We start from the raw sequence: 20654 nt of genomic DNA, 5'->3' as shown, positions 1-20654 counted from the left end.
CTGGCCGGGCAGGCCAGATTGTAGATCTGGTCGACCTCGACATAGAGCGGCATGGTCACGTCATGGCGCAGCAGCTCGAAGCGCGGATTGGCCAGGTTCTGGGCCACGTTCTGGCGCGAGCCGGTATAGTAGTTGTCAACGCAGAGCACCTCGGCGCCCGACGCCAGCAGCCGATCGCAAAGGTGGGACCCAACGAAGCCCGCCCCGCCGGTCACGAGAATTCTCTGCGTATGCATCACCGACCCGCCTCCCCGGGGACTCACGTCGAGTCGTTGTAACGCGACGCCGTTCGCCCCTCCAAGGTCGGGTTTGCGTCGCCAGGTCTCCTGGGGTCTCGAAAGGGGGCGTCGAGGTGACGTTTGTCATGCGACCCCGGTGACGGCCGGCACTGATCCGGCCGCCCAGGAGGCGGCATTTTTGGCTTCACAACGAGGGAGCCAATGATGTCAGCGAACCTAATGGAGCCGCCGGTCGGCGTGCTGAGCCAGGTGATCAAGCGGCGAGGCGCGACCCTCGCCCTCGACGGCCTGGACCTGGTCATCCGGCCGGGCCAGTGCGTCGCGCTGCTGGGCCCCAACGGAGCCGGCAAGAGCACCAGCGTCGCCCTTCTGACCGGTCGCCTGCGGCCCGACGCCGGCGAGGCGCTGCTGTTCGGCGTCGATCCTCGCCATGTGGCCGCGCGCGGACGCATGGGGGTGATGCTGCAGGAGGCCGGTCTGCCGCGCACCTTGACGGTCCGCGAACAGGTCGACCTGTTCCGCGGCTATTACGAGGCGCCGCGTCCGCTGGACGAGACCCTTCGCCTGGCGGGGCTCGAAGGCCTGGAGCGCCGCCGCTGCGGCGCGCTTTCGGGCGGCCAGCAGCGTCGCGTCCAGTTCGCCCTGGCCATCGCCGGTCGGCCAGACTTCCTGGTGCTGGACGAGCCGACGACCGGCATGGACATCGACGCCCGTCGCGCCCTGTGGTCGGCGGTGCGCGCCGAGATCGCCCGCGGGGCGGCGGTGCTGCTGACCACGCATCATCTCGATGAGGCCGAGGCCCTGGCCGATCGGATCGTGGTCATCGACCACGGACGCGTGATCGCGGACGGCGCGCCCCAGGCGATCAAGGGCCAGGTGGCCGCTGTCGCCGTGCGTTGCCGCACGCGTCTCTCCGACGCGGAACTGGCGGGTCTCGCCCGGGTGACCGGGGTCAGTCGCGACGGCGGCCGAGCGACCCTGCTGACCACCTCCGCCTCCGCCACCCTGCGTGAGCTGCTGGCGCGCGACGAAACCATCGATGACCTGACCGTCGCCGGCGCCTCGCTGGAGGACGCCGTCACCCGTCTCGTCCAGGCCGGCGCGCCGGTCCACCCCCAAGCCGAGGTCGCCTAAGATGTCCGTTCCGCACACCCTGGCCGTCTATGGCCGCGAAGCCCGCGCCCAGATCGTCTCGACGGCGCGCACCCCGCAGTTCGTGATCCCCAGCCTGGCGCTGCCCTTGCTGTTCTACGGCGTGATGGGGCTGGGTCTCAGCAAGGGGCGCGAAGAGATCGCCCACGTGATGCTGGCCAACTACGTGATCTTCGCCGCGATCGCCCCGGCCATGTTCGGCTTCGGCGCGGCCGTGGCCGCCGAGCGCGAGGCCAAGCTCATCGAGCTGAAGCAGATCGCGCCCTTGCCGGCGGGTGGCTACATGGCCGGACGGTTGATCGCGGCCCTCGTCATGATCGGGATCGCCGTCGGCCTTCTCGGCGTGCTGGCCCATCTGGGCGGCGTGGCGATGGCGCCCTGGCGCTGGGCCGCGACCCTGGGGCTCGGGCTCGCCTCGGCCATTCCCTTCGCGCTGATCGGCCTCAACATCGGCCTGCGACTGGGCTCGCAAGGGGCGGTCGCCGTGGCCAACCTTGTCTTCCTCGGCTTCTGCCTGTTTGGCGGCCTCTGGATCCCGCTGACCATGATGCCGAGCTGGATGGGGCGGGTGGCCGAGTTCACGCCGTCCTATCATCTGGGCCAGCTGTCGCAGATGCTGTCGGGAATGCAGCCGATGGCGAATGTCGGCCATCACCTGTCGGTGCTGGGCGTGATCAGCATCGCCGCCCTGGCCGGCGCCTGGGCGGCCTGGCGGCGGCAGGCGGCTTGACCGTGGCGAGCGCCGCGCGCGACATCGCCTACATGGACCACGAGACCGCGACTCGCAGCGATGGCGGCGTGAACCGGACGCCGCTGGCGGACGGCCTGAACCGGCGTCGCTGGAACCTGATCTTCCTCTCGTATCTGCCGTTCTACTATATTTCGTGGCTGTTCCGGCGGCCCAGCACGGTCGAGATCGCGGCGTCGCTGGCAGGCCTGGCCGCCTTCCTGGCTCTGTTCTACTGGATCTGGAATCGCCGGGGCCGGCCGGCCCTTTGGCAGGTGGTGGCGATCTTCGGAATCGGAGCGTCGCTGTCGTCGTTCAACGTCGGCTGGAGCGTCTATACGATCTACGCCATGTCGTTCGCCGCCCGCCTGCCGTCTCGCCGGATGGCGGTGCGGACCATGGTCGGGCTGGAGGTGGTCCTCCTGGCCATGGGGCCGCTGTACATGAACTACAACTGGCCGGTGTGGCTCTCGGGGGTGCTGTTCGGCGGCATCACCGGCTTCGCCGGCCTGATGCAGGCCGACATCGAGCGCAAGAACCAGGAACTGGCCCTGGCGCACGAGGAGGTTCGCGCCCTGGCCACGACGGCCGAACGCGAACGGATCTCCCGCGATCTGCACGATCTCCTGGGCCACACCCTGACCCTGGTGGCCGTGAAGGCCGAGCTGGCCGCTCGCCTGGTCAGCCGCGACGCCGAGGCCGCCGAGCGCGAGATGCAGTCGGTCGCCACCGCCGCCCGCGAGGCCTTGGCCGAGGTCCGCACCGCCGTGGTGGGGATGAAGGGCGCTTCGCTGGCCTTCGAGCTGGACAAGGCGCGGCAGGCCCTGGCGGCCGCCAATGTCAGCGCCGAGATCTCGGCGCCGGCCGCCGACAGTCACCCGGGCGCGGAGGCGGTGCTGGCCATGGCCCTGCGAGAAGCCGTGACCAACGTCATCCGGCACGCCGGCGCCTCGCGCTGCGAGATCCGGCTGGACGCCAGCCCCTCGGCCCTGACGCTCAGCATCGTCGACGACGGCGCGGGTGGGCGACTGATCGAGGGCTCGGGCGTCAAGGGCATGCGCGCGCGTCTGGCCGCGATCGGCGGCGCCCTGGACATCAAGTCCGACAAGCGCGGCACGCGGCTCATCGCCACCGCGCCCCTGGCCGCCTTTGGAGAGACCGTTTCGTGATCCGTGTCGTCATCGCCGAAGACCAAAAGATGGTTCTGGGGGCGCTCAGCGCGCTCCTGGAGTTGGAGGGCGACATCCAGGTGGTCGGCCGCGCCGCCGATGGAGGCGAAGCCCTGGAGCTGGTCCACGCGGAGAAGCCTGATGTGCTGATCTCCGACATCGAGATGCCTCATCTGACCGGGATCGACGTGGCCGCTCGACTGAAGGCCGAGGGCGCGAGCGCCCGAGTTTTGATCGTCACCACCTTCGGCCGTCCGGGCTATCTGCGCCGGGCGATGGACGCGGGGGTGAAGGGCTATCTGCTGAAAGACGGCCCCAGCAGCGTGCTGGCCGCCGCCGTCCGCACCATCGCCGCGGGCGGCCGAGTCATCGCTCCGGAGCTTTCCGAGGCGATCTGGGACACCGAAGCCGATCCCCTGACCGACCGCGAGCGCGCGATCCTGCGGCTGGCAGAGGAGGGGCGCTCGAACAAGGATATCGCCGAGGTGCTGGATCTCTCGCCGGGCACCGTCCGCAACTACCTTTCGGAAGCGGCCCAGAAGCTGGGCGCGGCCAATCGGGTCGAGGCCGGCCGCATCGCCCGCTCGAACGGCTGGCTTTGAGGCGCGGCAAGCCGATGATCATCTCCTCCACCACCGACTTTCGCGAGGCGGCGCGGCGCAAGCTGCCCCGCTTCCTGTTCGACTATATCGACGGCGGCGCCTACGCCGAGCGGACGCTGGCGCGGAACGTCTCGGATCTGGCCGACATCGCCCTGCGCCAGCGGGTGCTGAAGGACGTTTCCGGCGGCGATCCCTCGACCACGCTGTTCGGCGTCAGCCAGGCCCTGCCGGTGGCCCTGGCCCCGGTCGGACTGACGGGGATGTATGCGCGCCGAGGCGAGGTGCAGGCCGCGCGCGCGGCGGCCAAGAAGGGCGTGCCGTTTTGCCTGTCGACCGTGTCGGTCTGCGATGTGGAAGAGGTGGGCAAGGCCTCGCCCGCGCCGATCTGGTTCCAGCTCTACGTGCTGCGCGATCGAGCGTTCATGCGCGACCTGCTGGTCCGCGCCCGCGAGGCTGGAGCCACGGCGCTGGTCTTCACGGTCGACATGCCCGTGCCCGGCGCGCGCTATCGCGACGCCCATTCGGGCATGAGTGGGCCCAACGCCGCCGCGCGCCGACTTGTCCAGGCGGCGTTCAAGCCGGCCTGGGCCTGGGATGTCGGGCTGATGGGGCGTCCCCACACCTTGGGCAATGTCGCGCCCGTGCTGGGCAAGACCTCGGGCCTCGAGGATTTCATGGGCTGGCTGGGGGCGAACTTCGACCCGTCGATCCAGTGGAAGGACCTGGAGTGGATCCGCGACCTGTGGAAGGGGCCGCTGATCATCAAGGGCGTGCTCGACCCCGAGGACGCCAAGGCCGCCGCCGACATCGGCGCGGATGGGGTGGTGGTCTCCAACCATGGCGGCCGTCAGCTGGACGGGGTGCTGTCCAGCGCTCGCGCCTTGCCGGCGATCGTCGAGGCGGTAGGCGACCGGCTTACGGTCCTGGCCGATGGCGGCGTGCGCTCGGGACTGGACGTGGTGCGGATGCTGGCCCTGGGCGCCAAGGGCGTCCTGCTGGGCCGGGCCGCCGTCTACGCCCTGGCGGCGCGTGGCGAGGCCGGCGTCACCCAGCTCCTGGACCTGATCGAGAAGGAGATGCGGGTGGCCATGGCCCTGACCGGCGTGCGCGACGTCGCAAGCATCGACCGATCCATCCTGGCGGAGTTCAAGTCGTGATCGCCGTCCCCGCGCTCGCCCGGCGTCGGGATCGCCAGCATCAGGCGGTCGCGGCTTCCTTGGCCGTCTGACCGCCAGTTTCCGCCGGCCGGGTCGCGCGCCACAGGACCAGGCCCAGAACGCCGAGGACAAGCTCGCGCATGCGCCGCAGCAGCGACAAGGCCAACGCCTGGTCGGGCGTCAGCCCCAAGGCGCCGCCCAGCAACAGGTAGCCGCCTTCCTGCACGCCCAGAGCGCCCGGAATGGCGAAGCCGACGACCTTGGCCGTCTGGGCCAGGCCCTCGACGATGAGGGCCTGCATCAGGGTCGGATGCAGGCCCAGCGCCCACATGGCCACGTATGTCTCCACGGCGCCGGCGGCCCAGGCGGCCATGTGCCAGGCCCAGGAGGCGGCGATCTCGGCGCGTCTCCCGCCGATGCCCCGGAAGGCCTCGCCCAGCGCGCCCACGCGTCCGGCGATCGCGGTCCAACGTTGCGAGAACTGGCCAAGCCTCTGGCCCACGCCGGCCTTGTGGGCGACGAACAGGGCGCCGCTGACCGCCGCCACCACGGCGACGAGGGCCAGCCCCGCCTGCGCCAGCCGTGGGTCGTGCAGGGTGGCCATGGCCACCGCCAGGCTGACCAGGACGAACAGCACCAGGCCCGCCGTGCCGGCCAGAACATCGACGACGCAGCTGGCCGTCGTCTCGGCCAGGGTCAGGCCATTGCGGGCCGCCAGCTTGGCGCGAACGACCTCGCCTCCGACCTGGGCCACCGGCAGCAAGGCGTTCACCGCCTCCTTGATCAGCCGCAGCCGAAACAGGAAGGGCAGGCCGGGGCGGCGGTTCGGGGGAAGCAGAACCTGCCAGCCGACCGTCGCCAGGAAGGTGACGGGCAGGTGAGCGGCCACGACCAGGGCCGCCTGCCAGCCGACCTCGCTCAGGATCTGGCGGACCGCGCCGACCCCGTGCGAGGCCAGCAGGATCGCCATCAGCGCGACCCCGGCCGTCAGCAACCCGTTTCGCCAGGATGCGAGGGGCGTACGGGCCGTCATGCCGCCGAGCGCGCTCGGCGGACAGGGGTGACGTCGAGCTCGCGATAGACGTCCAGCACGCCCGCGCAGATTTCCCGCCAGTCGTAGCGGGCGCTGGAGGCGCGGGCCGCGCGTCCGATGCGCAGGCGGCGTAGAGGTTCGGCGATCAGTCCCTGGATCGCCGTGGCGTAGCTCTCCGCGTCGGGCCGCGAGGCCAGGACGCCGTCTTGGGCGTCGGTGATCAGGGCGCTGGTGCTGGGCGCGCGCGGGCACAGCACCGCAAGACCCGCGGCCATGCCTTCCAGGCTGGCGTTGCCGAACGCTTCGGTCAGGCTGGGATTGAACAGGATGTCGGCGCTCGACACCGCCCGGCCCAGGGCGTCGCCGTCCAGGTGTCCGGTGAAGATCGCCTCGGGTAGGCGCGCCTCGAGGAAGGCGCGGGCGGGGCCTTCGCCGATGATCAGCGGACGGATCGGCTGGTCGCGAAGTCGCGCGAACGTCTCGGCCAGGACGTCGAGGCCCTTTTCCATGACCAGGCGTCCCAGGAAGGCGACGACGATCTCGTTGTCGGCGATCCCCAGAGACCGGCGCCAGGCCAGGTCCCGGCGGTCGGGGGAGAAGCGGTCGCGATCGACGCCTCGGCCCCACACCCGCACGCGCTCGCCCAGGCCCTGGTCGCGCAGCAACTCGGCGATCGGCGCATTGGGCGCCAGCACCCGGTCGCAACCGCGATAGAAGCGATCCAGATAGCGCTCGACGCCCGGCCGCAGCCAGTCGAGCCCATAGTACGAGAGATAGGTCTCGAACCGGGTGTGCAGGCTCGCGACCACTGGCAGGCCCATGCGGCGGCCCCAGCGGCCGGCCTGCGCGCCCAGTAGGTCCGGCGCCGAAAGGTGAATCAAGGTCGGCTGGAAGCGGGCCAGATCGTCCTTCAGCGCGCGGGTCAGTCCGAGGGCCAGCCGATACTCGCTACGGCCCGGAATGGCGACCGAGGGCGCGGAGACGAGTTCGCCGGCGGGTTCGAAGGCGGGGGTGTCTGTCGTCGGCGAATAAACCCGCACGCTCGCGCCCGCTTCGATCAGATAAGCGGCCAGGCGGTTCAGGGCCTGGTTCGACCCATCCCGCGTGTAGTTGTAGTTGCCGGAAAACAGCGCAAGGCGAATGCCTTCGGCGGGTTTTTCCTCAGCGGGCTGACGAATGGATCTTTCCGCGAGCTGCACAACGCCTCCGTGCTTTGAATGTCCGAGGCCCCCGCCCAACCCGAATGTGACAATGGCCATATGGTGGAATGGTTCAGGTTCTGGAAGGGGGGCGACTGTCGATCCGCAGAACAATCTTCAGGTCAAGCTGAACCCAAGCTGAACCATGGGATGTGTTTTCGCCGGACGGTTTGGATCGACGGGCGCCGTCACCAATTGGCCGCGCCGGTCGAAAAAGCGTCCACGGGGCTTGCGCTGGGGAAGCCCGGCGGCTTTGACAGGGCGAGCGGACTTGCCGAGAGGCGGGTTCGTGCTCAGTTATGCGCTCGCGACCGCCAAGTTCGCGGTCCGACGATTCCCAGAGGGGCGAAGACAGCCCCGATCCAGCGAGATTTGTAAAACGTCATGCAGCCGGTCAAGACCCTCATCCTCAGCGCCGGCCAGGGCAAGCGGCTGTCGCCGCTGACCGACGATCGCCCCAAGTGCCTGGTCGAGCTGGCCGGGCGCACGGTGCTGGAGTGGCAACTGCGCCATCTGCACAAGGCGGGCGTGACCGAGGCGGTGGTCGTCACCGGCTTCCGCGCCGATCTGGTCGAGGCCGAGGTGGCTGGCCTGAAGCTGCCGGGCATGACCATCCGTACGCTCTACAATCCATTCTACAGCGTGACCGACAATCTCGCGACCTGCTGGCTGGCGCGCGAGGAGATGCGCGGCGGGCCGTTCATGATCCTGAATGGCGACACCCTGTTCGAGCCGGCGATCGCCGAGCGCCTGATCAGCGCGCCGCCCGCGCCGATCACGGTGACCGTCGACCGCAAGGAGTCGTACGACGCCGACGACATGAAGGTGCTGACCGACGGCGACGCCCTGCGCGCCATTGGCAAGACCATCACCAGCTACGACGCCGAATCCATTGGCTTCCTGCGCTTCGACGCCGAAGGTTCGGCGCTGTTCGTCAAGACGTTGGAGGCGATCATGCGCACGCCGGAAGGCCTGAAGCGCTGGTACCTCAGCGTCATCAACGAGATCGCTCAGAACCACGACGTGGTGCGCGTGCGCTCGATCCAGGGGCTGGATTGGGCCGAGATGGACTTCCCGGAGGATCTGGTCGGCAACCGGGCTCTGACCGCGCAGTGGGCGGCCAAGGAGGCCGAGGCCGTCTAGGCCTCGCCCACCAATTCCCTGACCAGATCCAGGTCCGAAGGCTTGTCGACGTCGACGGCCGCCAGGCCGTCCTGCGCCCGCACGGCGGCGGCCTTGACGCCGGCCAGCGCGCCCAGGCGGGCCACGGCCTGGTCGAGGGTCAGCAAGCCCAGAGCGTAGCGGATCAGGAAACCGGGCCCCAGCATGGCCGCGATCTTCCACGGTTGCTTGCGCAGGGCCTCGACCTTGCGCCAGACGGCGATGACGTTGAGGGCGTTCTCGTTGCGCAGCAGGAAGAGGTTGCAGCCCGAATAGCGCCCGTCGCGAAACTTCAGATAGGTCCGCTTGGTCTGGGGGGCGGCGGCCCGAACCCGTTCCTCGGGGGCCAGCAGGACGGCGACATCGGCCCATTCGGGCGTGTCGGCCACGAATTGGGTGATCCATTCGGGCTTGAGCAGGGCGTGATCGACCGTGGTCACGACCAGCGGAAAGCCCAGCGCGCTCGCGCCGTCGGCGACGCTCTGGCTGGGGCCGGCGGCGGTCGGCAGGACCATGGCCTTCGAGCCCGCAAGGGCGGACTTGATCGCATCGTTGTTGGCCGACACGCCGATGGAAGTCGCGCCGGCGGCCTCGACGGCGCCCAGCACGCGCTCCAGCAGCGTCCGGCCCCCCAGTACGATCAGGCCCTTGTGCTCGACGCCCGCATAGGCGGCGGCCGGATCGACCTCGCCGCCGCGCGAGCCGGCCAGGATCAGGGCCTTGAAGGGCTGGTTCCCATTCCCCGTTTTCACAGAGCCTTCTCGTAGATCCGATAGGTCTTGTAGTGCGTGCCGCCGACGTTCTCGGCGATGTGGCACATGGCCTTATTGTCCTCGAGGACCCACGAGATTTCGTAGCGGTTGTAGCCAAGGCTCATCGCCATATCGCGACTGGCCTTCATCATCCAGAACGGCAGCATGCGGCCGCGCTGGGTGGAGGCGAACTTCTTCTTCACGCCCATCAGCGGAATGCGGGCCGACTTCACGCCCTTGACCTTCAGCCGCCACAGGAGCTTGGCCCAGCCGAACGGCAGCAGCTTGCCGTTCAGGTCGGCGATGGCTTCGTTGACGTTGGGCAGGAACACCACCACGCCGGCGGCCTCGCCGTCGATCTCGGCGAACCAGATCAGGCGCTTGTCGATGACCTGCTTTAGGGCCTTGCCCAACTGGGCGGTCTCGGCCTCGGTGGTGGCGGTGAAGCCCCAGTTGTCTTTCCAGGCGTCGTTGAGGATGTCCGTCAGCGTCTGGACCTCCTCGTCGTAGCGCTTCATGTCCAGCTGGCGCAGGACGACGCCCGCGGGCAGGCCGCGCTTGACGCGGCGTTGGGCGATCTCGGGAATGTCGCCGGTCTCGTCGGCGCGATAGGCGAAGATGTCCTTGGCCTTGGCGTAGCCCTGCTCCTCGACGCGCTTGCCGGTATAGGCCGGGTCGTGACCCATCAGGATCATCGGCGGGGTGTCGAAGCCATGGACCAGCAGGCCGACCTCTTCGTTGATCGACAGGTTGAAGGGCCCCACGATGTGGGTGCGGCCACGCGCCCGGAGCCAATCCTCGGCGGTGCGGAACAGAATCTGGAACACGGCCGCATCGTCCTCGGCGGCGATCATACCGAAATGGCCGTCCAGGCGGCCCGGCGCGGGTTGCGGCGTCAACTGGTCGATCTGCGCGCTGATCCGGCCGACGTCGCGGCCGCCGCGCGTGGCCAGGAACAGCTGCACCTCGGCGTGGGCGAAAAACGGGTTGGTCTTCGGCGTCAGCGCCTCCATTCGCTCCATCGTCAGAGGCGTGATCCAGTTGGGATCCTTGGCGTTGAGACGCGCGGGCAGGGCGATGAACCTCTTGAGCTCATCCGGCGTCTTGACGGGAATGACCTGCAGATCGGCGTTCGTGGAGTCGAAAGGCATCACCCCTCCAGGGCCAAGAAGGTGCGCGCCGCCAGAGCGCCAAAGATGGCGGGAGCCGCCCAGACGGCCAGGATCGGGGACAGGGCGCCGGACTCGCCCAGGGCGGTCAGCATGCCGTTGGCCACCAGGAACAGAAGCCCCGCGCCCAGCCCCGCCGTCAGCAGGACCGCGCCCTGGCCGCTGCGGAAATTGGCCAGGGCCACCGGCGCGCTGAGCATCAGCATGACCAGCGCGACGAACGGGCTGGCGAAGGCCGCCTGGAAGTGCGTGGCGTAGAAGCTCTCGGGACGATCCGAGCCGCCGTTCTGCAGCGCGCGGCGCGCCGAGGCGGCGGTGGGCGCGCTGTCGTCGCCGAACAGGCCCTGCACGTCCTGCGGGCGCAGGGCCGTGGGCCAGCTGGTCGAAGCCGCGGTCGAGGTCTGGGCCAGGTCGCCGACGAAACGGGTCGTCGTCGGCTTGTCCAGCGTCCAGCGGCGGCCATCGAAGCTAGCCTTGGACGTTTCGACCTTCTCGACCAGGATGCCTTTGGCGTCCCGCCGGAAGATGGTGAGATTGGTGATCTGGCGGCCGTCCGCCGAGGCGTTGGCGCCGATGACCAGGTCCGCGCCCGCCCGGAAGGTGCGCGGGGCGGGGACCTTGCGCTCGGCGACCGGCGTGGTGTTGGCCCACCAGTCGGCGAGGGCGGGATCGGCGCGCGGGGCCAGGACCTGGCCGCACAGGGCGTCCAGCAGCATGACCGCGACGGCCGCGGGCGCGGCCATGGCGACGATGCGATAGCCGGAAATCCCGGTGGAGCGCATGGCCACCACGGCGCTTTCGCGGGCCAGCTGCGAGAAGGCGAACAATCCGCCGGCCAGGACGGCGATCGGCGCGACCTGTTCGAACAGGCGCGGCAGGCGCAGGGCGGCGTAGTAGGCCACGCCGGCGACGCCCAGCCCGCGATCGAGGATGTCGGTCGTGACGTCCAGCAGGTCCAGGATCTGCAGGATGGACATCAGGATCAGGGCCGCGCCCAGGATCCGGGTCGCGACCGTCCGCAGGACGTAGAGCTGCAGAATCATGCGGGTTGTCGCTTCGGCAGGGGCAGGGCGCGCAGCAGGCGCGCGACCAGGTTGTTGATGCGGCGGACCAGCCGCGAGACGGGCGTGTCGCCCGGCCGCGTGCGGCTGCCCACGAAGAGCCAGACCGCGAAGCCGGCGAACACCGCGAACGGGATCCAGATGGCCGGCGCGGCGGCGGCCTTGTCGGCCTTGGCCAGGCTCTGGCCCAGCAGCAGGGCGTGCTGGAAGGCCAGCAGCAGCACCCCCGCCATCACCAGGCCTGGGGCGCGGTTACCCCGCTTGGAGGCCAGGCCCAGCGGGAAGGCCAGCAGCGGCAGGAACGGCAGGAAGGCCGCGCGGGCCAGCCGGCCGTAAAGCTCGCTGAGCAGGGTGCCCTTTGAGACGATCGGACGGGGCGACTTGGCCTGCTTGGCCAGCTCGCCCAGCGTCAGCTCGCGTTCGTCGCCGCCCCGGTCACGCAGCAGCACGGCGGCGGCCGCGAGCGGGGTCTGGGTGGTCAGGCTGTTGAAAGCCAGGTTGCGGTACGAGCCCGCGGCGTCTCGGCCGATGCGGCGGCCGTCCCGCAAGTCCATGGTGACGGTCTTGCCGCCGGCGTCCAGCTTGAGGTCGGCTGATGCGGCGGTGATGATCTCTTCCTGGCCCTTGGCGTCCATGCGGCGGATGAACACGCGGGTCAGGCGCTGGCCGGCGATGTCGGCGCTGTCGGCCGTCAGCAGCGAGCCCTTGTCGTCGATGAAGGCGCCGCCGGCCAGTCGTCCGTTCCAGCCGGCGTTGATGGCCGCGTGCATCACCGCCCGATAAGCGTAGCGGCTGTAGGGCTGCATGTAACCGAAGACCCCCAGGCTGAAGACGCTGAGGAACAGGCCCACGGCCAGGAACGGCGCGGCGATGCGCTCCAGCGACTGGCCGCCGGCCAGTAGGGCGTCGATCTCCGAGCCGTCCGACAGTCTCACGATGACGATGAACAGCGCCACGAAGAAGGCGACCGGCAGGGCCAGGCCCAGATAGTGGGGCACCAGATTGGCGGCCAGCTGGGCGACGTAGCCGAACCGGGCGCTGCTCTGCGACAGGGCGTCGAGCAGCCGCAGGGTGCGTTCCAGCAGCAGGGCGATCACGGTCACGCCCAGGCAGCCGACCAACGGCCAGAACAGCAGGCGCAGCAGGTATCGATCGATCAGCCGCGAGCCGCCCAGGCTCATCTCCCTGCCGCTCACGTCTGGCTCCAGGCCCGCGCGAAACGCCCGGCGAGGCGTTCGACAGTCTCGGCGGAAAGCTCGACCGCCGAGCCCAGGGCCGGGGCGGCCGGCCAACCGGCGTCGGGGAAGGTCAGGCCCTCGTGCTCGCGAACGCCCGCGTAGCGCGGCAGCACGTGGAAATGGACATCCTTGTCGACCATCATCAGCATCAGATAATTGATCTTCTCATAGTCGACCTGAGCCTTCAGCAGACGCTCGATCCCCTTCACGGCGACCTGCAGATCGGCGAAGGCCGCGGGACTCACCTCGGAGAACGCCTGAACAGCTTCCTTGCACACCAGCACCAAAGACCCAAATGTCGGCTGCTTGGGCCGAAGCAGAATCATCCAGTAGTCGGTCTCCGCGATCCTTGAACCGGGATAGCCGAACGCCAGGGCGGTGGGATTGGTCATGAGAAAGCCGGGAACTTCAGGCTGGTGTCGCCTGGGCGTAACAATAGGGATGCGGCGTTTTAGATGAAAGCACGATCCGTTCTCGTTGGCGCGATCTTCGCGACGCTGGCGACGGCGGGGGCAGTGCGCGCCGGAGGCGTGGCCGGTCCGTTGACCGAAAAGGACTGCGCCGGCCGCAAGAGCGGCGTTCGTCTGACCGTGCAGGTCGGCGCGCTGCGTTCGAACGCGGGGGAGGTGGCGATCACCGTCTACCCGTCCGATCCCGAGCGGTTCCTGGCGCCCCGCGGAAAGCTGTTGCGCCAGCGTATCAAGACCTCGGCGCCGATGACCCAGGCCTGCTTCAACCTGCCGGCGGCGGACGCCTATGCGGTGGCGGTCTATCACGACGCCAACGCCGACGAGGATTTCGACCGCAACACGCTGGGCATGCCGACCGAGGGATACGGCTTCTCGAACGATGCGCCGACCAAGTACGCCGCGCCCTCGTTCGACGCCGCGCGGTTCACCGTGAAGCCGGGCGACAACACCATCCGGATCAAGATCCGCTACCCGCGCTGAGCCTGGCCGCGGACGGTCAGGCCTGACGGGAGCTCAGGCTGAAGCGGCCCAACTCGCTCAAGCCCTCGCGGCCGGGCTCGATCCCGCGGGCGACGACGCGGGTCTGAAACCCGCCGGCGGGCTGTGGCTCGATCTCGATCGCGTGCCAGCGGGCGGGGGCGTGGCGGCTCGGCCGGGCCGACGCCGAGGGGACGCCCAGGACCGGGATCGACGCCCCGTCCGGGCCGCGAAGAGCGCCCAGCAGGGCCTCGTGGGCGTGACCGTGCAGAACCAGATCCGCGCCCCGGCGCGCCAGGACCTCGCGCAGGGCTTCCCGATCGTCGAGCGACTTGCGCTTGGAGACGGCGCCTTCATGCGGCGGATGGTGCAGGACGACGAGGCGGAAGCGATCGGCGTGGGCGGGATCGGCCAGGGCGGCGTCCAGCTTCTGAAGCTGCTCTGGCCCCAGCCGGCCCGTGGCCAGGTGCGGCGCGGTCGGCACGGCCGAGCAGAGATTGAAGATCGCCACCGGGCCGCGCACGCGCACCTGGGGGAAGCTGGCCTCTCCGGTGTCGCCCAGCCAGGGCGCCCAGGACGCGAACCGTTCATGACCGCCGACCCCGGCCAGGGCGTCGTGATTGCCGGGACTCACGGTGAAGTCGGCGGGCGCGCCGAGGGATTCGAGCCAGCGCGTGGCCGCGGAGATCTCCGTACGCGACGCAAAGTTGGTGAGATCGCCACTGATCACCACATGATCGGGGCTGGCGGCCTTCAGGTCCGCCACGAGGGCTTCAAGCACCTCCGGGCGGTGAACCTTGCGCTTCTTGCGCCAGGCGATGCGGCTGAGGAGGCGCTTGGTGAAGACGTCCTTCCAGCCAAAAGCGCCCCGCGGGGGCGGCAGGTGGGGGTCGGACAGGTGCGCGATGCGGTATATGGGCAAGACGGTTCGTGTCGTTCTGGTCGAAGCAGGCGAAGCTGCTTATCAATCGGCCTGGGATTCAAGGGATATATCTGTCTTTGAGCGGTGAAATTCAAAACACGGCGGGCGATGGCCCTCGGGCCACGACCGTGGGCCAGGCGGGCGGCCGGATCTGGGGCATGACCTCGCGCGAGCGCCTGTCGCGTATCTATCGCCGGCTGGCCCTGGTCGAGACGCCGACCGTCGACCTGTCGCACGCTGTCGTCGCGGTCGACGCCGGCTGGGTGTTCGACGAATCGTTGATCAAGGCGCTGGCGGGCCGCGAGGGCGCGGTGCTGGTCGACGACGCCGGCCGCGCGGTGGCCGTCCACGCGCCCGCCGACCTGGCCTATGCCGCCGCCGAGGCGCTGGCCTCCGGGCAGGACCCGTCGGGTCTGGATCCGAGACTGACGCGCCTGACGGCCCTGGAACTGGGCTCGGCCTACAACAGCGCCCTGCGCAAGCGCGAGCCGCCGGTGCTGGAGCGCCTGACGCCCGAGACCGTCCGCGCCGTCGAAAAGCGCTTGTTCCAGGGCTCGTACAAGGGCGTCACCGACCTCGTCACCAAGTACGTCTGGCCGACGCCGGCCCGGATCGTCACCCGCTGGTGCGCGATCGCCAAGATGACGCCCAACCAGGTGACCTTCATCGGTTTCCTGCTGACCCTGGCCGCGACCTGGCTGTTCTGGCAGGGCCATTTCGGCTGGGGCCTGGTTTGCGCCTGGATCATGACCTTCCTCGACACCGTCGACGGCAAGCTGGCCCGGGTGACCCTGACCTCGTCCAAGTGGGGCAACGTCTTCGACCACGGCATCGACCTGCTGCACCCGCCGTTCTGGTGGTGGGCCTGGTTCGTCGGCGTCTACGCCGTCGGGCAGTCGATCCCGTATGCGCCGCTCAGCTTGGCGATCGTCATCGGCGGCTATGTCGCCCAGCGGGTGGAGGAGGGGGTCTTCTTGGCCCTCTTCAAGCTGGAGATGCACGCCTGGCGGCCGTTCGACAGCTTTTTCCGCCTGATCACGGCGCGCCGGAACCCCAACCTGATCCTGATGACGGCCTGCGCGCTCGCAGGACGGCCGGACGTCGGCTTCATTCTGGTGGCGATCTGGACCGCGGTGTGCTTCCTCGTGCACGCCATCCAGATCCTGCAGGGGCTGGCCGCGCCGAAGGGCTCGATCCAATCATGGCTGTCGAAATGACGCGCATAGGGGTCGTTCGCAATCCGAAGAGCCACGGCAACCGGATCCGTCCGCCCGGGCCGCCGCCCGAGGGCGTGCGTCTGGTCGAGCCCGTCGGGCGCGAGGCTCTGAAGGTCGCCTTGCAGGACTTCGCCAGCGATGGTCTCGACCTGTTGGTCATCGATGGGGGCGACGGCACGGTGCGTGACGTCATCAGCCTTTTGCCCCACACCTTCGGCGAAGACCTGCCCCTGTTGGCGGTGCTGCCCTCGGGCAAGACTAACGTGTTGGCGATCGACCTGGGCTCGCCCAGGGATTGGCGGCTGGAGGAGGCCCTGATCGCCGCCCGCCGCAGCGAGCCATTGATCAAGTCGCGACCGCCCCTGCGGATCAGCTGGGCGGACGGACGGCCTTGTCTCCAGGGCTTCTTCTTCGGCGTCGGCGCGCCGGTGAAGGCCACCAGCCTGTCCCAGAGGGTCCACAAGGTGGGCTTCTTCCACAACCTGGCGGTGGCGGTGACGCTTTTCACCGCCACCGCCGGCGCCCTGTTCGGCGGTGCGCGGGACGAATGGCGCGAGGGGGTGCCCGCCCGCCTGGCCCTCGACGGCGAGCTTCAGCCCGGCAGCGAGCGTTTCGCCGTGCTGGCGACGGCCCTCAAGCGCCTGCCGTTCGGCCTCAAGCCGTTCGGCGCGCCCCGAGAGGGACTCAAGCTGCTGGACGTCGACGCGCCGCCGCGCCGCCTGCTCAAGGCGTTGCCGATCGTGCTGAGCGGTCGTTCGGTCTCGACTCTCGAAAATCTGGGCTATCGCCGACGCGACCCGAACGTGGTCAGCTTGGCCGGCGGGGCCCCCTTCGTCCTGGACGGCGAGGTGTTCGAGGGCGGCGAGCTGACCATTGGCCTTGGACCGCTGCTGCGGTTCCTGGTCGGATGAGCAGCCTTCGCGACCTGGTCGCGGCCGAGCTTTCCACGCCCACGCCCGAGCCGATCACCGCTTTCGCGGAACATCTGGCGAAGATTTTCCCCGGCGCGCGGGCGGTGCTGTTCTACGGCTCCATCCTGCGCACCGGCGATCTCTCGGGCGTGCTGGACTACTACGTCCTGACCGATCGGCCGCCACACGGCTGGCGAGGGGTCTTCACCCGTATCCTGTGGCCGGACGTCAGCTATCACGAGCTGTCGCACGAGGGGCAAGCTCTGCGGGCCAAGGTCGCCTCGATGACCCTGGCCCAGTTCCAGCGCGCGACCAGCGGGGCGGGGGCGGACACCACCATCTGGGCCCGCTTCGTTCAGCCCAGCGCTCTGGTCTGGGCGGCGAGGGAGGCGCGCGAGACCGTGATCGACGCGGTCGCCCAGGCTTGCCGCACCGCCGCCGGCTTCGCCATGGCGCTCGGCCCCGTCGGCGGTGGCCCCCGCGTTCTCTGGACCGCGCTCTTCCAGGAAACCTATCGAGCCGAGCTGCGCGTCGAGAAGGCCGGTCGCGAGATTTCGATCCTGACCTTCGACCCGGCGCGCTACGACCACGTCATGGAGGCCGTCTGGCGCGACGAGGGTGTCGGCCTTTCGGAAAGCGAGCGTCGTCGGCTGAGGCGGGCCTGGGCTTCGCGCAGGCTGCTGGGCAAGCCGCTGAACGTGGCGCGGCTGATCAAGGCCGCCTTCACCTTCCAGGGCGCGGCGCGCTATGCGGTCTGGAAGATCCAGCGCCACACCGGCGTGGCGGTCGAGGTCACGCCGTGGCGCGAGCGGCATCCGATCCTGTCGGCGCCCGCGGTGCTTCTGAAGGTCTGGAAGAGCCGTCGGCGATCGGCCTGAGCCGTGGATCAAACAAAAACGCCCGGACCGCGAGGCCCGGGCGTTTTCGTTTTCAGGGTCGATCCTGTCAGGCGCGGGCGCGCTTGAGCGGTTCGATGACGCCGAAGGCCGCGCCGATTTCGGCGAAGGTCTTGAGGACCGCGTCGATCTGCTCGTCGGTGTGAGCGGCGCTGACGCTGGCGCGCAGCAGCGGACGGCTGTCCGGCGTGGCGGGCGGCAGGGCAAGGTTGAGGTAGACGCCGGCCTGCAGCAGGCCGTTCCACATGGCGATGGCGCGTTCCTGGTCGGGCATGGTCGTGGCGACCACGGGGCTGGCGGTGGGGCCGGTGTGGAAGCCCAGGGCCGTCAGGCCGTCATAGAGGCGCTTGGCGTTGTGGTTGAGGCGGTCGCGCAGCTCCGGTTGCTCGATCATGCGGCGCAGGGCCGTGATGGTCGAGGCGACGACGGCCGGCGGCAGCGAGGCGGTGAACATGTAGGGGCGGCAAACGACGCGCATGACGTCGAAATCGTCCATGTTCGAGACGCAGAAGCCGCCGATGGCGCCCAGGCTCTTGGAGAAGGTGCCGACGATGAAGTCGACGTCGTCTTCCACGCCCGCGGCTTCGGCCAGGCCTCGGCCGGTCGCGCCCAGCACGCCCATCGAGTGGGCCTCGTCGACCAGCAGGTAGCCGCCCAGCTCGCGCTTCACGGCGGCGATTTCCTTCAACGGCGCGACGTCGCCGATCATCGAATAGACGCCTTCGACGACGATCAGGCGCTCACCGGGCGCATCGCCCAGGCGGCGCAGGCGCTTGGCCAGGTCCTCGGGGTCGTTGTGGCGGAAGCGGATGACCTCGGCCTGGCCCAGACGCGAGGCGTCATAGATCGAGGCGTGGCTGTCGGCGTCGAGGATCAGATGGTCGCCGCGGCCCACCAGCGTGGACAGCACGCCCAGATTGGCCTGGTAGCCGGTCGTGAAGACCATGGCGTGCTTGCGGCCGTAGAACTTGGCCAGTTCCTGCTCGAGCTCGACGTGAGCCTCGAAGCTGCCGTTGGCGATGCGGGAACCTGTGGTGCCGGTGCCGCGTTCCTGGACAGCCTTGACCGAAGCGGCGATCGCCTCTTCGTCAAAGGTCAGGCCCAGATAGTTGTTGGTGCCCAGAAGGATGGTCGGTCGACCATCGACGACGCCTTCGGTCGGCGAGTGCACGGCATCGAAACGAACCTTGAAGGGGTCGGCCCCGGCGTCCTGAATGGCCTTGTACGCGTCGCGATAGGCCAGGTGCTTATCGAATAGCCCCATTAGTTAAGCCCTAGTCCGGAGATCATTGATCAGTTTGGAGAGGTCGCCAACGGTCTCGACGGAGGCCAGGCGATCGAGGGGGATGGAGATGTCGAAAGTGTCTTCGAGTTCCATGATGATGTTCATAAGGGCAAGGGAGTCCACGGCAAGGTCGCGGCCGATGTGCGACTCTGCACGCACCTCTACAGGCCGTCCCAGAACCTTGCTCGCAGCCACTCCGATCTCGCGTATGCTGAGATCCGTCACCGTTTCCATTCTAAATCAAACCTCCGGGAGCCCCACCCGTGACACTACTGTAACGGCGAGTCTGTCAGATTTCCGCCCTATTTGAACTAGGCGACGATATTTTTGGGCAGCCAGCCCTCGGTCCGGTACCAATCAACGGTGTGAGCGAAGCCGTCGAGAAGCCCGAACACGCTGGGTACTCCCTCCGCCATCGGAGCGCTAGATAGGGTCCAATCGGCGTGAAGCAACTCCCGCGCCTTGCCAAATCCGAAGACCGTGGGCGTGCGGGTGGCCAAAGACCAAGCATCCGCAAGGGCTCCAGCGGCCAGAATCCCTGAATCGGGAAGCCTTACCAGCCTGGGTTTTCGCCCCATTACGGCGGCCGCGGCGCTCATGATTTCTGTCCAGGTGTAACCGTCGCGCCGCACATCCGATAGCTCGACCACGCCCAAAAAAGGATTTTTGCAATAGTCCGCAAGCTTGGCCGCGGCGTCATGCACGTGGATCATGGCGATGCGAGCGGCTGGCGAGAGCACCGGCATCAGCGGGCTGGCCGCCGCCAGCCGGAAAAGCCCCAGGGTCTCGGTGTCGCCCGGTCCGTAGATCGCGGGGGGGCGGACGACCAGGGCCTCGGGCGAAGCCTCCCGGACCGCGTCCTCGCCGGCGCGCTTGCTGGCGGCGTAGCGCGACAGCGCCGGCTCGCGGGCGGCCAGGCTGGACACCAGGATGAACCGCGCGCCCGCCGCCCGGGCGGCGTTGGCGGCGGCCAGGGCGCCGTCGCGATTGACGGCGTTGAAGCCCTCCAGCGAACCGGCCTTGATCAGACCCGCCGCGTGGACCACCACGTCCGCATCGCGGCTGAGGCGATCCAGCGCGCCGGGTGACTTGAGGTCGCCGACGACGACCTCGACCTCGAGATCCCGCCACAGGGGATGGATCGGGTCCCTGCGAACCAGCACGCGGGGCGTCCAGCCAGCCTCGGCCAGGGCGCGGACCAGGTGGCGGCCCAGGAAGCCCGTGGCTCCAGTGACGGCGACGACCCCGGCCATGTCAGTCGCCGTAAGCCCCGGCCAGATACGCGGTCTTGGCCTTGGAGCGGCTGAGCTTGCCGGACGAGGTCTGGGGCAGGGCGTGGGCTCCGACCAGTTTCACCTTGGCCTCGACGCCATGGCGAGTGCGAAGCAAGGTGGTGACCTGTTCGACCAAGGCCGCGCGGCTGTCGCCGTCGCCGCCGCGGGCCTGGACCAGCACCACGATCTGGTCTTCCGGTTCGGCCGGGATGGCGAAGGCGCAGACGTCGCCGCTGCGCAGCCCCTCGATCTCGTGATCCGCTGTCCATTCAAGGTCTTGCGGCCAGATGTTGCGGCCGTTCAGGATGATCAGGTCCTTGGCGCGGCCGGTGATGACGATCTCGCCTTCGATCTTGAAGCCGATATCGCCGGTATCCAGCCAACCGTCGGCCGACAGCACCCGGGCGCTTTCTTCCGGATTGGCGAAATAGCCGCTCATCACCGAAGGACCCTTGGCGAAGATGCGGCCGACGCCGCGCTCGGGCAGGACCTGGCCGTTCTCGTCGCGCACTTCCAGGAAGTGATGGGGCAGGGCGGGGCCAC

General features: G+C 69.0%; 22 protein-coding genes and 1 pseudogene. 10 read left to right on the top strand and 13 right to left on the bottom strand.

Features of this window, described 5'->3' with window-relative positions; genetic code table 11:
• Nucleotides 1–236 (bottom strand): NAD-dependent epimerase/dehydratase family protein (locus VJ655_RS09360; RefSeq protein ID WP_324110797.1); only part of this gene is annotated, 236 nt, incomplete at its 3' end.
• A 207-nt stretch (nucleotides 237–443) separates the two neighbouring features.
• On the opposite strand from VJ655_RS09360, the gene VJ655_RS09355 reads away from it, so the two are divergent.
• Genes VJ655_RS09355 through lldD form a run of 5 tightly spaced genes read left to right on the top strand, consistent with a single transcriptional unit; the run spans nucleotide 444 to nucleotide 5046 of the window.
• On the top strand, nucleotides 444–1373 hold the full coding sequence (locus tag VJ655_RS09355) for an ABC transporter ATP-binding protein (protein ID WP_324110796.1): 930 nt from the start codon (nucleotides 444–446) through the stop codon (nucleotides 1371–1373).
• A 1-nt stretch (nucleotide 1374) separates the two neighbouring features.
• Entirely contained in the window at nucleotides 1375–2121 is a 747-nt protein-coding gene (locus VJ655_RS09350) for an ABC transporter permease (RefSeq protein ID WP_324110795.1), read from the top strand.
• A 2-nt stretch (nucleotides 2122–2123) separates the two neighbouring features.
• Nucleotides 2124–3287 (top strand): sensor histidine kinase, encoded by a 1164-nt coding sequence (locus tag VJ655_RS09345; RefSeq protein ID WP_324110794.1) that lies wholly within the window; start codon nucleotides 2124–2126, stop codon nucleotides 3285–3287.
• Nucleotides 3284–3889 (top strand): response regulator transcription factor, encoded by a 606-nt coding sequence (locus VJ655_RS09340; protein WP_324110793.1) that lies wholly within the window; start codon nucleotides 3284–3286, stop codon nucleotides 3887–3889. The genes VJ655_RS09345 and VJ655_RS09340 overlap by 4 nt, the downstream gene beginning before the upstream one ends.
• Before the next feature lie 14 nt (nucleotides 3890–3903).
• On the top strand, nucleotides 3904–5046 hold the full coding sequence (gene lldD, locus VJ655_RS09335; protein ID WP_324110792.1) for an FMN-dependent L-lactate dehydrogenase LldD: 1143 nt from the start codon (nucleotides 3904–3906) through the stop codon (nucleotides 5044–5046).
• Nucleotides 5047–5086: 40 nt separating this feature from the next.
• On the opposite strand, the gene VJ655_RS09330 is transcribed toward lldD, so the two are convergent.
• Nucleotides 5087–6040, bottom strand: a complete 954-nt coding sequence (locus VJ655_RS09330; protein WP_324110791.1) for a flippase-like domain-containing protein — start codon at nucleotides 6038–6040, stop codon at nucleotides 5087–5089.
• A 35-nt stretch (nucleotides 6041–6075) separates the two neighbouring features.
• Nucleotides 6076–7278, bottom strand: coding sequence for a glycosyltransferase family 1 protein (locus VJ655_RS09325; RefSeq protein WP_324110790.1), 1203 nt, complete (start codon nucleotides 7276–7278; stop codon nucleotides 6076–6078).
• Nucleotides 7279–7662: 384 nt separating this feature from the next.
• On the opposite strand from VJ655_RS09325, the gene VJ655_RS09320 reads away from it, so the two are divergent.
• Entirely contained in the window at nucleotides 7663–8421 is a 759-nt protein-coding gene (locus VJ655_RS09320; protein WP_324110789.1) for an NTP transferase domain-containing protein, read from the top strand.
• Here VJ655_RS09320 and VJ655_RS09315 read toward each other — a convergent pair.
• The 5 genes from VJ655_RS09315 to VJ655_RS09295 are packed head-to-tail and all read right to left on the bottom strand — an operon-like array spanning nucleotide 8418 to nucleotide 13051.
• Nucleotides 8418–9257: a nucleotidyltransferase family protein gene (locus VJ655_RS09315; RefSeq protein ID WP_324110788.1), complete on the bottom strand. Its 840-nt coding sequence runs from the start codon at nucleotides 9255–9257 to the stop codon at nucleotides 8418–8420. The genes VJ655_RS09320 and VJ655_RS09315 overlap by 4 nt on opposite strands.
• Nucleotides 9188–10342: a ceramide synthase gene (bcerS, locus tag VJ655_RS09310; RefSeq protein WP_324110787.1), complete on the bottom strand. Its 1155-nt coding sequence runs from the start codon at nucleotides 10340–10342 to the stop codon at nucleotides 9188–9190. The genes VJ655_RS09315 and bcerS overlap by 70 nt, the downstream gene beginning before the upstream one ends.
• Nucleotides 10342–11403, bottom strand: coding sequence for an LptF/LptG family permease (locus VJ655_RS09305; protein WP_324110786.1), 1062 nt, complete (start codon nucleotides 11401–11403; stop codon nucleotides 10342–10344). The genes bcerS and VJ655_RS09305 overlap by 1 nt, the downstream gene beginning before the upstream one ends.
• Entirely contained in the window at nucleotides 11400–12602 is a 1203-nt protein-coding gene (locus VJ655_RS09300) for an LptF/LptG family permease (protein WP_414646963.1), read from the bottom strand. Before VJ655_RS09300 ends, VJ655_RS09305 begins: the two co-directional genes overlap by 4 nt.
• Before the next feature lie 11 nt (nucleotides 12603–12613).
• Complete coding sequence (locus VJ655_RS09295) at nucleotides 12614–13051, bottom strand: HIT family protein (protein WP_324110784.1); 438 nt, start codon at nucleotides 13049–13051, stop codon at nucleotides 12614–12616.
• A 63-nt stretch (nucleotides 13052–13114) separates the two neighbouring features.
• Between VJ655_RS09295 and VJ655_RS09290 the strand changes: the two genes are divergently transcribed.
• Nucleotides 13115–13609: a DUF2141 domain-containing protein gene (locus VJ655_RS09290; RefSeq protein ID WP_324110783.1), complete on the top strand. Its 495-nt coding sequence runs from the start codon at nucleotides 13115–13117 to the stop codon at nucleotides 13607–13609.
• A 16-nt stretch (nucleotides 13610–13625) separates the two neighbouring features.
• Here VJ655_RS09290 and VJ655_RS09285 read toward each other — a convergent pair whose 3' ends face one another.
• Nucleotides 13626–14528 carry a metallophosphoesterase gene (locus tag VJ655_RS09285; RefSeq protein ID WP_324110782.1) on the bottom strand — a complete coding sequence of 301 codons (903 nt, stop codon included), beginning with the start codon at nucleotides 14526–14528 and terminating at the stop codon, nucleotides 13626–13628.
• 158 nt (nucleotides 14529–14686) lie between these two features.
• Here VJ655_RS09285 and VJ655_RS09280 point away from each other — a divergent pair, with 158 nt between their 5' ends.
• From VJ655_RS09280 to VJ655_RS09270, 3 genes are read left to right on the top strand one after another with little or no spacing between them, the layout of a single operon-like run.
• Nucleotides 14687–15745: a CDP-alcohol phosphatidyltransferase family protein gene (locus VJ655_RS09280; protein WP_324110798.1), complete on the top strand. Its 1059-nt coding sequence runs from the start codon at nucleotides 14687–14689 to the stop codon at nucleotides 15743–15745.
• Nucleotides 15664–16656, top strand: a complete 993-nt coding sequence (locus tag VJ655_RS09275; RefSeq protein ID WP_324110781.1) for a diacylglycerol/lipid kinase family protein — start codon at nucleotides 15664–15666, stop codon at nucleotides 16654–16656. The genes VJ655_RS09280 and VJ655_RS09275 overlap by 82 nt, the downstream gene beginning before the upstream one ends.
• The gene (locus tag VJ655_RS09270) at nucleotides 16653–17534 is read left to right on the top strand and encodes a hypothetical protein (RefSeq protein WP_324110780.1); all 882 of its coding nucleotides are present in this window, start codon (nucleotides 16653–16655) and stop codon (nucleotides 17532–17534) included. Before VJ655_RS09275 ends, VJ655_RS09270 begins: the two co-directional genes overlap by 4 nt.
• 67 nt (nucleotides 17535–17601) lie before the next feature.
• On the opposite strand, the gene spt is transcribed toward VJ655_RS09270, so the two are convergent.
• From spt to VJ655_RS09250, 4 genes and pseudogenes are all read right to left on the bottom strand, one after another.
• Complete coding sequence (gene spt / locus VJ655_RS09265; RefSeq protein ID WP_324110779.1) at nucleotides 17602–18816, bottom strand: serine palmitoyltransferase; 1215 nt, start codon at nucleotides 18814–18816, stop codon at nucleotides 17602–17604.
• A gap of 3 nt (nucleotides 18817–18819) precedes the next feature.
• The gene (locus VJ655_RS09260) at nucleotides 18820–19071 is read right to left on the bottom strand and encodes an acyl carrier protein (protein WP_324110778.1); all 252 of its coding nucleotides are present in this window, start codon (nucleotides 19069–19071) and stop codon (nucleotides 18820–18822) included.
• Between the two features lie 77 nt (nucleotides 19072–19148).
• Nucleotides 19149–20090 (bottom strand): ceramide reductase, encoded by a 942-nt coding sequence (gene cerR / locus VJ655_RS09255; RefSeq protein ID WP_324110777.1) that lies wholly within the window; start codon nucleotides 20088–20090, stop codon nucleotides 19149–19151.
• Between the two features lies 1 nt (nucleotide 20091).
• A pseudogene (locus VJ655_RS09250) lies at nucleotides 20092–20654 on the bottom strand (fatty acyl-AMP ligase); the annotation flags it as partial.

The sequence above is a fragment of the Caulobacter sp. genome, assembly GCF_035254145.1.
Classification (GTDB): domain Bacteria; phylum Pseudomonadota; class Alphaproteobacteria; order Caulobacterales; family Caulobacteraceae; genus Caulobacter.
This window is presented reverse-complemented; position numbering and strand designations above follow the sequence as displayed.